The sequence below is a fragment of the Paenibacillus periandrae genome (genome assembly GCF_022458865.1).
GTDB classification, from domain to species: domain Bacteria; phylum Bacillota; class Bacilli; order Paenibacillales; family NBRC-103111; genus Paenibacillus_S; species Paenibacillus_S periandrae.
Genome location: NZ_JAJNMU010000004.1, coordinates 268,379 through 281,754, shown reverse-complemented (window position 1 = coordinate 281,754; position 13,376 = coordinate 268,379). Strand labels below are relative to the sequence as shown.

Below are 13,376 nucleotides of genomic sequence, written 5' to 3'. Positions count from 1 at the left end.
AGAATGGAAATCGCTGTAATTGGAACCGGTTATGTCGGACTTGTTTCGGGAATATGCTTTGCAGAAATGGGCAATCACGTTATTTGTGTCGATCAGGATATAAATAAAATTGAGGCTTTGCGAAATCTGGCTTCCCCCATTTACGAGCCAGGAATCGAAACATTTATGGAGCGCAATGTACAAGCCGAACGTTTGAAGTTTTCATCCAACTTGATCGAAGCGGTACGGCAATCCGAGCTTATTATTATAGCGGTAGGCACTCCCTCCCTGCCAAGCGGTGAAGCCAATTTACAGTATATTGAACAGGCAGCAGGCGAAATAGGCAGAGCCATGAACGGCCGGAAAATCGTCGCTACGAAAAGCACCGTCCCCGTTGGAACGAATGAGAAAATACGCCAGATCATAGCAGGGCAAACGGAGCAGCCATTTGATATTGTCTCCATACCAGAGTTTCTACGGGAGGGTTCGGCTATACAGGACACGCTTCATCCTGACCGGATTGTGATCGGGCTGGATAACCGGGAGTTGGAAGCAACCATGGTGGAGTTGCACAGCAGCTTCACGGACCAGATCTTCGTCACGGATATTCGCAGCGCGGAAATGATCAAATATGCTTCCAATGCATTTCTGGCAACGAAAATATCATTTATCAATGAAATATCAAATATTTGTGAAAAGGTGGGTGCTGATGTGACGGAGGTCGCTTTAGGAATGGGTAAAGATCCCAGAATCGGCCCTGCGTTTTTGAATGCAGGAATCGGCTATGGAGGATCATGCTTTCCTAAAGACACCAAGGCATTAATCCAGATTGCGGGTAATGTTAATTATGAATTCCAGCTTCTGAAGTCGGTGGTGGAAGTCAATAAGGCGCAAAGATACAAAGTAATTGAGAAGCTGAAGCAGTCGCTCGGACAACTGAGTAACACCGTGATCGGAATATGGGGCTTATCTTTCAAACCGAACACGGATGACATCCGCGAAGCGCCTTCGATTGAAATTATTGAAGCTTTGATCGGCTTGGGTGCACGGCTTAAGCTCTATGATCCTGTCGCCATGGGCAAATTTAAGCATAACTTCGACCACCCTTCCATTACGTGGTGCGCTAATGCGCTGGATGCTGCAGCAAATGCGGATGCCGTGTGCTTGCTGACAGATTGGCAGGAATTCAAGGAGATTTCATTGTCACAGTTAATCTATGTGATGGAACAACCGATTCTTATTGATGGAAGAAATGTGTACAGTAAAGAGCAAATCGAAGGAGCAGGGCTTCATTATTATTCAATAGGAAGGCCTGAACCTATACCAGCTTTCCGTTCTCAGGTCCATGTCGGATAGGCTTAACTAATCATAACCATAGGGAGAGTGACATTCATGAAACTTGTTCTTCTATCTGGAGGCTCGGGTAAGCGGCTTTGGCCATTGTCCAACGATTCAAGATCCAAGCAGTTTTTGAAAATACTCGAAAGTCCGAACCATGAGATGGAATCTATGGTACAGAGAGTATGGAGGCAGCTAAATAACGCAGGCTTGACAGATTCCGCTTATGTAGCTACAAACCGATCTCAAATGGATATGATGACTAGCCAGCTTGGGAACGAGGTCCCGATCATTATCGAGCCCGAAAGGAGAGATACCTTCGCTGCTATTGCGCTCACGGCTACATACATGTATTCGATGGGCAACGTTCCGCTTAATACCGTCATAACCGTCATGCCAGTCGACCCTTATGTAGATGAGGCTTTCTTCGAAGCTATCAAGCAACTGGAGCAGGTTCTTCAAGAGACGGATGCCAATCTGGCGTTAATCGGTGTGGTTCCAAGCGTACCTTCAGAGAAATATGGCTATATCGTTCCCTCCGAGCCTCATGCTTCAGATCCTAATATACTTCAGGTCAGTCATTTCAGGGAAAAACCTGACCGTGCGCAAGCCGAAGCTTTAATCCAGCGTCATGCTCTATGGAATTGCGGAGTATTTGGATTCCGTCTCGATTACTTGATTAATGTGCTGATTGAGAAAGGACTTCCCATTCAGTATGAGGAGATGCTCAAGCAGTATAAAGATCTGCCCAAAATCAGCTTTGATTACGAGGTCGTAGAGAAGGAAAACAATGTAGTCGTGCTGCCCTACAGCGGATTCTGGAAGGATTTGGGCACCTGGAATACGTTGACAGAGGAAATGAGCTGCTCCCAGATCGGGACTGGAATTATTACGGAGGACTCCGTAAATACACACCTGATCAATGAGCTGGACATCCCAGTTACCGTGATCGGCATGCACGATGTGGTAGTAGCTGCAAGCCCGGACGGCATATTGGTCACTTCCAAAGTGGAAAGTCCAAGAATTAAGGAAGTTATGAATCATATTGTGCAGCGGCCGATGTACGAGGAGCGGAGATGGGGACGATACCGCGTCGTTGATTACATCAAATATAAAGAAGGTAACGAAGTATTGACCAAACGCATTATGGTCTGCGCAGGTAAAAACATTAGCTATCAGCTTCACTATAAACGAAGTGAAGTATGGACCATCATTAGCGGCATTGCGGATATTGTGATCAACGATAAGCCGTTTCAAGTGAAGCCAGGCGATGTAGTCCGTATTCCGGAAGGGACCAAACACAGCATTCTGGCTATAACAGATATGGAGCTTATCGAGGTACAGACCGGTTCGGAATTGGTTGAGGAGGATATCGTTCGAATTTGCATGGAATGGAAGGACATACCGCTTCATCAGTTCATATGAAAGCGGATATTCGGAATGAGCAACCGCCTTTTATTCTCTTTGTGGGGATGGAAGGCGATTGTTTATTTGACCACTAAGTATAAAATAATGAACCAGATCGGCAAGGTTATGACAATAGCCCAAATACAGCCTCTTGGCATGGATAGCTTAGAATTATGATTCACTCACTAGCAGCTCCTTTAACAAACATAAGTTTTGCAAAAATTATACCATATGATTTTGCTGCAGCATAGCAGAAGGGTGGGTGTGGTTATAAAAGTGATTTCTATTTTACTGTTACTTACGTTGGTTGCCCCTCATTTTCCTGTTGATTCAGATATTTCGTCAGCTTTATCGGCACCGGTTAATCCAGTAGCATCAACCGAAGCCAAAGCAGTGTTGCAAAATCTCTATGAGATTTCAGGGACGAAAATCATAACTGGTCAGCATGATTATTTGGAAAGCCCCGATGAGCTGAACAACAAATTAAAGAAACAGACTGGCAAGAACGCGGGAATTCACGGCTATGAGCTTGGAGCCATTATGAATCAATCCCCTTCGGAAGTAGCCTCGCAAAGGCAGAAGGTGGTGAACAGCGCGATCGCTTGGAATAAAGCAGGTGGTCTTGTTACGATGACTTATCATGAAAGCATTCCCGATACTTGCCGCTGCTGGTCCAATGTTCAAAAGGAAATGAGTCAATCTGAGTTCGATAAATATGTGACGCCGGGAACCGTGGAATATAATCATTTGATTGCGGACCTGGATGAGGTGGCTGTATCCCTGATTAAGCTTAAGGATGCTGGAGTTCCAGTATTATGGCGTCCTTATCATGAAATGAACGGAGGATGGTTTTGGTGGGGCAAGAAGAATAACTTCTCTGCTCTATGGAATATCATGTATGACCGGTACGTAAACGTGCATAAGCTGAACAATCTTCTGTGGGTGTGGAGTCCGAATGCACCTACGGAATGGGCCGATCCTTATACGCTGACTTATCCTGGCGCTGACAAGGTGGATATTCTGGCTGTTGACATCTATGGTAATGATTTCCGGCAGGAATACTATGACAAGATTGTTGAGCTTTCGGGAGGCAAACCGGTGGCGATTGGAGAAACCGGCGAAATCCCGGACGCTGCTGTCCTTGAGAATCAGCCCAAATGGGCTTATATGATGGTTTGGGGCAAAATGCTGACCGAAAATAACACAGCAGAGCGTATCCACTCCTTTTATACCAGTTCAAGATCCATCAAGAGGGGGACGGTTCCACTTACTGTCCGAATGCCCGGCAAGGCTGCCGGTAAGAATGGTTTGGTAGCCGAATACTACGATAACAAGGACTTTACAGACCTTAAGGAAGTTCGTGAAGATCCTAATATCGACTTCAATTGGCGGCAATTGGCTCCAACTACCGCTGTACAGGCAGACACCTTCTCTGTGAGATGGACGGGCAGGCTTTGGCCCAGCTTTACGGAAACTTATACGATATCCACCTTGAGCGATGACGGAATAAGAGTTTGGGTGAATGGGGATTTAGTTATAGACAGCTGGTTCAACCAAAGCTGGGTTGAACGATCCGGCACGATTGCACTTACCGCGGGAAAGCCCGTCGACTTTAAAGTAGAGTTCTACAATGATAAAGCAGGGGCGGCAGCCAAAGTCATGTGGGCGAGCCTTTCCCAAGTCAAAGAAATCATTCCGGAGAGTGCGTTATTTATTCCTAAATGAAGGACGCGGTTCAAAAAAAGGAATGGAGACACACCATGAAGAGAAAACTGGTTTTGTTGCTTGTTTTGCCAGCAGTTCTGTTATGCTTGTTCATTGTATCTTTAGTTTCCTGCGACCCATGCAAGGCAGCCGTTCAATTAACGCGTGCTGAGCCAGCTTCAGCTTTGCAAAGCCAAGACAGCTGGATATGGCTGCTTGGGAAACAGGATGATTCCTTTAATGAGTTCGGTAATTCGGATACCGGGAGACAAAGCTATAGCTTTTCTGCCGATTCCATTAAGATTACGGATTGGAAGAGTGTGCCGAGTGGACTCAATAAATCGGTGAATCCGTCATTGAGCATCAGCTATTCGTTGGAAGCGATCCCGCAAAACGGCGTTCATTTACAGTTCAAGGTGCTCGATGCTTATAAATCAGTCCCGCAAATGGCTGTATTCACCAACCGTTTGTTATCGGGCATTGTTCAGATCGCTGGTGTCGGTGGTACGACAAGCGAATACCCATTCAAAAAGACGTACGAGCTTTACATCCCAAAGGAGCAGTTACAGCTTGGTAACAATGTATTGGAGCTGCAGGCTGCAGGTTGCTTATATTGCTCGGCTTCCGAGAATGAGTATCTTTGGTGGAAGTGGGATTATGTCGGGTTAAAAGCTTTGTCTGCACCTGTGGAGGAACCGATTCACGGCAGCTATATCGCATCAGGTACAAGCCTCAACAATATGTCCTTTTACTACGACGAAGGGGCCGTCCGGCATCTCCCTTATGTCTTGAAATGGATGGGCATCGCTTATAGCGGCAATGTGATGCGTACCGGCTGCGCTACCGATGTGAAGAACGCTTGTTCAGCTATTGGGACTTATTACGAGACGTTACGGGACTATAATACTCAAGCTGTATCGTTTCATTTGCACACAGGCAATATCAAGCTGAAAATGGATGGAACACTACCCGATGATGCCAAGGATAAATTGGTTAATTATTTAAAAAATTACGGTTCTCTTTTTCAATATTATGAGATCGATAACGAGCCTGGATTGTTTAATCGTTCCAAAGCAGTAAATCTGGCCATAGCCAATTGGTTAAATACCAATATTCCTGTATTGGCACCCCATCTGAAAACCGTTGCCCCAGGCTGGGCCTATGCGCTCCCGTATGAGATGAAAGCTTGCAAAAATCAATCACCCGATGGAAAACGCCAATGCGGGGATCCTGACGGGTGGGAAAGCGATCCGTCCCAACGCAGGGAGCTGGAAAATGTGACTAATCTAACCAATGGCCATTCCTATGGCTCTTCATTTGCGGATCGTGTGGGAGGAAGCTTTATAGAAAATATGAAGACGTTTGGTGGAGCCGAAGACGGTTTGCCGAAGCTGATGCTGAATACTGAATATGGTACCTCGGATACTCATATGGATGCTAAGCAATTCGGGGCCGTTGAGCCGAAATCGGCGGTTTTTGACCGGATTATGCGCGCTCATATTGGTTATGCAGACATGTTCACCCATCATGCTGCCTTTTATCCTAACTACTCTTTGTTTGAAACGGGCTTTAATTTGAATAACCACAATCCTGCTGCAACACGAATATACGAGAATACTTCAGAAACAGATTCCCGAGCAGGAATTATGAGACGGCTTAATCTGGCCTATGCGACCCATGGCAAACCGTTAGTTTACCAAGTAACCAATGCCAATGCTTTATATGATAAGCTAGTATACTTCCGTGGGGTAGACACGTCTTCGCTGAGGCCCTTGCCCGGATCCGAGGGAACCTCTAACAAAATATTGCTGAACTTCGTTAATTTTGAGAAAAGTGCACAGACGATAGCTGTTAAGGTGACTATGCCTGAGCAGACTATTTATGAAGGGGAAAGATTTGGAACAGGCAGCACCTATGAGGAAGCACGGACGTATATATCGGGATTACAGGCTTCCCCCGATCTGGAGTTAAAGGAAACGCTCGGTCCTGGTGAAGCGGTTCAATATATCCTGACACGTTCTGAAGATGTTAAACCAAAACCACCGACTTGGGTGAAGGCGGCGCCTATACAGCAGCATTCAATAGAACTCTACTGGATGGAATCGGAGGGTGCCAAGGGCTACGATATTTGGCGTAGTTCAGATGCGAGTGTGAGCTACGAATTAATCGCTGCTAACGTGCAAAAAAACCATTTTATCGACAGCAGCACTTTGGCTGGCACGACATACAAGTATCAAATAAGGTTGTCAGGCGTTAGTGGGACTTCCCAAACTGTTGAGACAGCCGCGACGGATTATGTGCCTTTGGACCGTAAGAATTGGATCGTCTCTGGAAGTTCTGGAGGGAAGCCACAAGGCGCGATTGATGATAACAGTAATACAAGATGGGATACTAATGGCGCACAGACGTCGGGACAATATTATCAAGTAGATATGAAGAATTCCTTTATGATCAATCGAATAGAGCTTCAGACGGAGGGATCGCCTAACGATTACCCACGTAAATACGAAGTTTATGTGTCGAACAATGGCTTAACATGGACGGGGCCGATCGCATTCGGCAACGGAAATAAGGTGACGGAAATAAAATTCAACCCTCAGCAGGCCAGATATGTAAAAATTGTGCAAACCGGAACAAGTGGAAATTACTGGTCTATTCATGAGCTGCAGATTTATGGTTTTGAATGATAGCTGAGAAGGTAAATCCCCCATCCGGGGGATTTTTTCGATAAAATTATCCTAAAATAGGATAGGAGCTACAAAATTGAATTTTAGTCTTCTTGACATTTCAATAAAAATGAGATAAATTAATTGTATGAAATTAAATTGTATACAATTTAATTGAATGGAAAGAGATGCTTATGAACAGAGACGAAATATTGAAGCTGGATAATCAATTATGCTTTGCGGTCTATGCGTTCTCAAGGGAGATGACAAGGCTATACAGGCCGGTTCTGGACAAGCTGGGACTTACATACACCCAATACATTGTGCTATTGGTGCTTTGGGAGCAGGATGTCATCACAGTTAAGGAGTTGGGCAGCCGATTGTATCTGGATTCGGGTACCCTTACGCCGTTGCTGAAGAAATTGGAAGGCATGGAATTGATTCGAAGGAACCGTGACCCTCGGGACGAGCGCAATGTCATTATCCGGTTGACGGATCAGGGGCATTCTCTTAAGGAGCAAGCACAAGAGGTGCCTGAACGCGTATTTTGCCATATCAATATGGCGCCTGATGAAGCCTTCACGATGAGGAAGCGTCTTACCGAGCTGTTAGAGCAAGTCCATCAACTTACACAGGAGGAATAAACTATGGGAGTTCATTCGTTTTCCGCTACCAACATTCGAGGTCAAGAGGTGCATTTGGATCAATATAAAGGCAAGGTGCTGCTTGTAGTGAATACAGCAAGTAAATGCGGATTTACACCACAATATACCGAGCTGCAGAAGCTGCATGAAAGCTACAGTGATCGGGGACTTGTGATTCTTGGCTTTCCCTGCGATCAATTCGGCGGACAAGAGCCTGGCTCGAATGAAGAGATCGATACCTTCTGTCAAATCAACTATGGTGTTACCTTTCCGCTCTTTTACAAAATCGAGGTGCTCGGTGACAACCAGCATCCGTTATTCGGCTATTTGACAGAAGCTCTGCCATTCGAAGGCTTTGACCTGAACGACGGAACCGGTAAAATGATGCACAATATGCTGACTAAAGCGGGTACGATTGAAGGCAACGATATCAAATGGAATTTCACCAAATTCCTTATTGATGCTGATGGCAAGCCGATCCAACGCTTTGAACCCACGGTTTCGCCTGCAGACATGACCTCTGAGATTGAAGCGCTGCTGTAATTCATTTACAGAAACGAAATGACCGGGACCCTTTTTACAAAAAAAGGGTTCTTTGTGTTTGAACGCAGCTATGTTTGTTAAAAAATACACTTATTCCAAACATCTGTCGGTTCCAATCCCCCCAGCATCCATTTAAAATGATCATGCATGAACCGAAGCTTGCTTCTGTTTGCAGCTTAATTGACATTAGGAGCGATTCATTTGATTAATGTGACCCGTTACTGGGAAGATCTTAAAGGATTGTTCACCTCGATTATAAGATAGGTGGAGTAGGCTCCAATTCCTGCGGACCTGAGCTTTTGGTACCTTACCGGTTGGATGAAAAGGATTTCAAATTTGAGCTTAAAATCAAGCCTATTTTTAAAGAGGATGAATAAACAACGGCGTGGTGGTGTTCCCTAAGTAATTAGCTTGGGGGAAACCACCCCTATTTTTTAGAAAATGTATGCTATGGAATAAACTAAGGGTGGAATCAGCAAACATAAATCGTTATACTACATTATATCTATTTATCATCTCAAAGCAGGTGAAGCATGAAATACCGATTTCCCTCTGAAAAGCTGCCCTACCGGTTTCAATTGTCCAAAAGTGTTCAAGCTAGACTGATCATTTTTTTATTGATCGTGGCTATTTTGCCTTTAATAACACTGGGTTACTTTTCTTATTATAAGTCATCCCAGGTTGTCAATTCTCAATTCGGAAACTACGGCCTATATGCGGTGCAGCAGCTTAGGCTTCATCTGGATACCAACTTGAAACAAATGGAAAATATCACGGGGAATATATTAGCTTATTTGACGGCCACACCTATTGTAATCGAGGATGAGGATCTTCAGACCTACAGCCAATATACAGATGAAAGAGATCTGAAAAGACTGCTCGCCTCTTATACAAATTCGGATATCATAAGCGTAAACATTGTTACCAAATCGGGAAAAGTCTATGGGAACGATACGATTAATGCTCAGAAGCTTATGCTTTCCGACTTATGGAAGAACGTTACAGAGCGTCCTATAATACGCAATAAAATTATGATTCATCATCCGGATTATTACTCGTCCACATCGGTGAATTATGTGATAAGTTTAGTCGTACCTATACAAAAACAGTTCAGATTGCCGGAAGGAAGTCATATTTTAATTGAAATGAAAGCGGATTCAATATTAGGCTTATTTCGTACCTTTGAACATGATTTGAAAGCGCATCTGCAAATTCTTGATCAAAACAGAGGGGTGTTGCTGCAAACCTCAGCTGATTATTCTTTTGCTGATAATGATATTATATGGTCGGATCGGTTAGATACGAATGGGTGGATTATTGAGGCCAGATTGCCTTATAAGCAATTTTATGAATCCTCCAGTGTTATTTTAAAATATTCACTGTTTGTTTCTTTATTAGCCCTTGTCTTGGTGGTTATTATGGCAGGTATTTTTTCTTCGCGGTTTACGAGGCCCATTAAAGAATTAGCTAAATCGATCAAGAGATTCGGTCAAGGTGATCTTTCCGTTCAGACGAGAATTACAACATCAGATGAGCTGGGCTATCTGGGCGATGCCTTCAACAGGATGACGGAGCAAATCAAACAGTCGGTACATGAAATCAGCCTTAAAGAAAAGCTCAAAAGCGAAGCTGAGCTGAGAGCTCTCCATTATCAAATTAATCCTCATCTGCTATTCAATACATTAAACAGCATTCAGTGGAAGGCAAGATTAGCCCACCAGCCGGATATACAAAAAATGCTTGTGCATTTAGTCGCCGTGCTGGAGGCCAGCTTTAATTTTAAGCAATCGCTTGTACCGCTTAAGACGGAGCTTGAAGTGACACAGCATTTTCTGGAAATTCAAAAGTACAGATACGGAGATGTATTCAATGTTGTATTGCATGTGGAGCCCGAGCTGGAGAATTGTCTTATACCACGCATGGTGCTTCAACCCTTGTTAGAGAACATCTTTTTTCACGCTTTTACCGATGGTAGGGGTCAATTGAAGCTTACGATTTCTTCCTTACGGCAAAACATTTGCATGGAGCTTATCGATGATGGTTTGGGTATCAAGCCGCAGCATCTGGAATATATCCGAAGCGGCCACAAAATTCCTGATAAGCAGGGCGGGCTGGGTTTACGGAATGTCGACGAACGATTTAAGCTGCATTTTGACTTGCAGTACAGGATGAACATTGAATCAGAGAGAATGAAAGGAACGAGGATGATGTTCATATGGCCGAAATTACTGTAGATACTGTTTTAAAAGTGATGATTGTTGATGATGAACAGTTGGTCAGACAAGGTCTGCGAATGACCGTTGATTGGGAAAAACATCAAATGAAGGTCGTTGCGGACTCTGCGAACGGTTTACTCGGTTGGGAATCGTTCCTGAAGCATCGGCCGCACATCGTCATTACCGATATTGTGATGCCGGAAATGGACGGAATCGAGTTGGCCAAGCGAATCTTGGGGGATTATCCGGAGACTAAGATATTATTTTTAAGCTGTCACCGCGATTTTAGCTTTGCCAAGCAAGGGATTCAGCTCGGTATATCCGATTACATTGTAAAAACTAACTTTGATGATGCACAAATGGACGACAGCTTGGCAAAAATACGCCAGGAATTACTTCTTCACAAACCGGAGAAAGCCTCCGTCACGACGCCAAAAGATCAAGATCGCACAGATAACCTTCTGCAAACATGGCTTATGGAAAAGAAACAATCGGCCGCTGCTCAATTGAAGCAGTATTTGGACACTGATTGGAAATGGATGGTTTCCGGGAGTCATTTATTCCATCTGTTTATGAACAAAGCTGGTGATACGGGCGAGAAGGGTTTGGATTTACTGGAGGAAGTAAGTCAAACCTTTCCACTTGTGTGCGCTGAGGGAATCCTTTTTCTGAATAATGGACAGGACTCTTTGTTTTTATGTTGCGGCTCGGATCTTATGCATGCATGTAAAACTGAATTGCTCGCCATGAAATTGAACAAGCCTTGGCTGCATTGGAGAAGCGAGGGAGCTATACAAGATGCTTCGGGCTGGATGAAGGCCACAGAAAAGATGCACCGACTTCGGCAAATCGAGCTGCAAATCGAATTGCGCAGCGGGATTCATAAGGATGATGTGCTTAGGGCAATTGATTTTATCGATCAGCATTTGCATCTGGATATACGGGCTGCCGATTTGGCTAACCGAATAGGCGTTAGCAGAAGCTATTTTAGCACGATATTCAAAGAAGAGGTTGGCTGCAGCTTGATCACTTTTATTTCTGATCGTAAATTGAAACGGGCCAAGGATTTGCTGCGTCTGACCGACCTTCGAACGGATGAAGTAGCCGAGCAGGTGGGCATTCAGGACGTCAAATATTTTTCCAAATGGTTTAAAAAATGTGTGGCTCAAACCCCCAGTCTATACCGACATCAAACAAAATAACGAAATGATGGAACAAGATTACGACAACCTCCTGAACGTCAGGAGTGTTTTTTTATTTTTCAAAAATAGTACACTATTATCAAACGAATGTCAGTTTGAAAGCACTTTCAAAAAAACTAAGATAAAGAAGAACAAAATAAGGAGGGTATTGAACAATGAAAAAGAAAAGTTGGTCGCTATTACTGGTCCTCTGCATGTTTTTCTCTATCATGGCCAGTGCATGTTCCAATCCAAGCAGCAAACCTGCAGAATCGGCAAAGCCCGGAGAAGCCGTCAAGCCTGCAGATGCCGGTAAAAAGACGAAGCTGGTCGTTTGGATTTGGGAATCGGCAAAAACGGGTGTAGATTTGAACATGGAAGAATTTAAGAAGCAATACCCGAATATCGAGATTGAATTTCAATTGATGAAATCGACAGACTTGTATCAAAAGTATTTGATCGCTTCCAATACGGGAGATGCAGTGCCGGATATTGTCTCATTGGAGTCTACCAATCTTTCCCAAATGGTGCAAATTGATTCCTTACTGGATATTACTTCTCGTGTCCAGCCCTATAAAGACAAAATGAATGCGTACAAATGGGAAGACGCCACAAAGGATAATAAAATCTACGCGATGCCATGGGACAGCGGTCCCGTTGTGATGTTTTATAGAAATGATGTGTTTGCAAAAGCCGGTCTTCCTACCGATCCGAAGGAAGTTTCACAAAAAATCCAGACTTGGAACGATTACTATGAAGCAGCGAAACTAATTAAAGAAAAAACCGGCGTTCTGATGTATGGAGACTCAAAAACAAATTCGAGCAACCGTGTATTCGAGTCCATGATGTGGCAGCGCGGCTTGTGGTACTTCGATAAGCAGGGTAACGTATCCGTCGATTCGCCTCAGGTGAAAGAAGTAGCTGATTTTCTGGTCAAGATGCAAAAGGAAGGACTCGTATTTGATGCCCGTGCTAATACCGATCCTTGGGGTAATGCTATCAAAGAGGGTAAATTCGCTACCGTTGTAGGAGGCTCCTGGCATGACGCGACCATCGAACAGCAGTATGCCCCTGGAGATAAGGGGAAATGGTCGGTTGCCATGATGCCAAAATGGTCCAAGGATGATAAATATGTCAGTGCCAACCAAGGCGGCTCTAACATGGCTATCAATAAAAATTCCAAGAATCCTGAGGAAGCATGGAAATTCATTGAATTTATGTTGGGTAAGGACAGTTCTCAAGCGAAAATGATGACAAAAGCAGGATTGTTCCCGGCATTGAACACGGTATATAGCAGTCCGGATATGGACGCGCCATCTGCATACTTCAACAACCAGCCGGTCCTGAAAATGTATGCCGAGTCGTTAAAACAGACTTTCCCGCTTGCTTACACTTCCGACTTTCCATTAGCCAATAAAATGATGACGGACGTATGGGCGCAAATTTTTTTAAATAATACGCCTTCGGACAAAGCTTTAAAAAGCATGGCTGACGAGCTTAGGCAAAAGACGAAAAGAAAGTAAGCACAAAATACCTATTCAATCTCGACAGGAATAACTGAGGGAGTGTCATGTTCATTCGAGCGAATGTGAATCAGCATGAGTTCAATGGGGATGATGCCCCCTTTGTTTTTTTGCTAAGCTTACGAAGTCAGTTTCGCTAAAGCAAAACTCAGCAAATGCTTACGAAGTCAGTTTC

The 13,376-nt window shown here is 44.2% G+C and carries 10 protein-coding genes; all 10 read left to right on the top strand.

The window, feature by feature from the left end:
* Positions 1-3 precede the first annotated feature (3 nt).
* On the top strand, positions 4-1,335 hold the full coding sequence (locus LRL21_RS08405) for a UDP-glucose dehydrogenase family protein (RefSeq protein ID WP_240415325.1): 1,332 nt from the start codon (positions 4-6) through the stop codon (positions 1,333-1,335).
* 36 nt (positions 1,336-1,371) lie between these two features.
* Positions 1,372-2,742 (top strand): sugar phosphate nucleotidyltransferase, encoded by a 1,371-nt coding sequence (locus LRL21_RS08400; protein ID WP_240415324.1) that lies wholly within the window; start codon positions 1,372-1,374, stop codon positions 2,740-2,742.
* Positions 2,743-3,000: 258 nt separating this feature from the next.
* Positions 3,001-4,449 carry a glycosyl hydrolase gene (locus tag LRL21_RS08395; RefSeq protein WP_240415323.1) on the top strand — a complete coding sequence of 483 codons (1,449 nt, stop codon included), beginning with the start codon at positions 3,001-3,003 and terminating at the stop codon, positions 4,447-4,449.
* 35 nt (positions 4,450-4,484) lie between these two features.
* Positions 4,485-7,115 (top strand): discoidin domain-containing protein, encoded by a 2,631-nt coding sequence (locus LRL21_RS08390; RefSeq protein ID WP_240415322.1) that lies wholly within the window; start codon positions 4,485-4,487, stop codon positions 7,113-7,115.
* A gap of 173 nt (positions 7,116-7,288) precedes the next feature.
* On the top strand, positions 7,289-7,738 hold the full coding sequence (locus LRL21_RS08385; RefSeq protein WP_240415321.1) for a MarR family winged helix-turn-helix transcriptional regulator: 450 nt from the start codon (positions 7,289-7,291) through the stop codon (positions 7,736-7,738).
* A gap of 3 nt (positions 7,739-7,741) precedes the next feature.
* Complete coding sequence (locus LRL21_RS08380; RefSeq protein WP_240415320.1) at positions 7,742-8,281, top strand: glutathione peroxidase; 540 nt, start codon at positions 7,742-7,744, stop codon at positions 8,279-8,281.
* Positions 8,282-8,520: 239 nt separating this feature from the next.
* Positions 8,521-8,658 carry a beta-galactosidase small subunit-related protein gene (locus tag LRL21_RS08375; protein ID WP_338044596.1) on the top strand — a complete coding sequence of 46 codons (138 nt, stop codon included), beginning with the start codon at positions 8,521-8,523 and terminating at the stop codon, positions 8,656-8,658.
* A gap of 156 nt (positions 8,659-8,814) precedes the next feature.
* Positions 8,815-10,515: a sensor histidine kinase gene (locus tag LRL21_RS08370; RefSeq protein WP_240415319.1), complete on the top strand. Its 1,701-nt coding sequence runs from the start codon at positions 8,815-8,817 to the stop codon at positions 10,513-10,515.
* On the top strand, positions 10,497-11,699 hold the full coding sequence (locus LRL21_RS08365; RefSeq protein WP_240415318.1) for a response regulator transcription factor: 1,203 nt from the start codon (positions 10,497-10,499) through the stop codon (positions 11,697-11,699). The genes LRL21_RS08370 and LRL21_RS08365 overlap by 19 nt, the downstream gene beginning before the upstream one ends.
* A 155-nt stretch (positions 11,700-11,854) precedes the next feature.
* Positions 11,855-13,201, top strand: coding sequence for an ABC transporter substrate-binding protein (locus LRL21_RS08360; RefSeq protein ID WP_240415317.1), 1,347 nt, complete (start codon positions 11,855-11,857; stop codon positions 13,199-13,201).
* Positions 13,202-13,376: the final 175 nt, after the last annotated feature.